The organism is Vibrio sp. 2132-1 (genome assembly GCF_033344315.1).
The window spans coordinates 1-648 of sequence record NZ_JAWPON010000433.1; the positions used below are offsets into that span (position 1 = coordinate 1).

Genomic DNA, 648 nt, shown 5'->3' on the forward strand with positions numbered 1-648 from the left:
ACTCAGACCAATTAATGTGGTCGTCATCGCGTTACCACCCGACTCACCATCAATATCTTGACCACGAAGCAGGTAAGACAACGCGTTGGCTTGTGGCATCGCAGGCTCCGAGAAAATTTCCACACTCGGATCGGAAGCAGGGCCAGTCACACGCACACCTGCGATCACATCGTCTTGAGTATTGTCAGGGTTACGAATCGCTTTGATCGATACGTACGGTTGATCCGCTGGACCGTTCATTAAGATCTTACCTTCTTCGATCACCAAATCTTGACCAAATGAACGGTAAGAACCGTCAACGATGTTTACCTCACCAACGATGAATGGTCCTTTGTCTTTTTGTGTCACGTTAAGGCTACCTTTCAAGCCGCCCTTCAAGCCAAACGCCGCAAGTTGGAAGTCGTCACCAATCTTGATGTTGATGTCCGTTTCGACGTTGAATGGCATAGCCGCCACTTCATCAACTGGCTGTAAGTCCTTGTTTAAAATCACGGTATCACTCGACACCCCAACCGCACTTGGTGGCAGTTCCTCAATGACGATACGCCCCCATGGCAGATTGATATTACCTTCCACCTTCGCCAACTTCGGTGTGACATCAATGGTCATGTCCGGCTCAACTTTGATTTTGACCATCGTCGGCATATC

General features: G+C 48.9%; 1 protein-coding gene. It reads right to left on the reverse strand.

Features of this window, described 5'->3' with window-relative positions:
• The coding region (locus R8N47_RS25875; RefSeq protein WP_318186190.1) for a translocation/assembly module TamB domain-containing protein at positions 1-648 on the reverse strand (648 nt) is incomplete at both ends.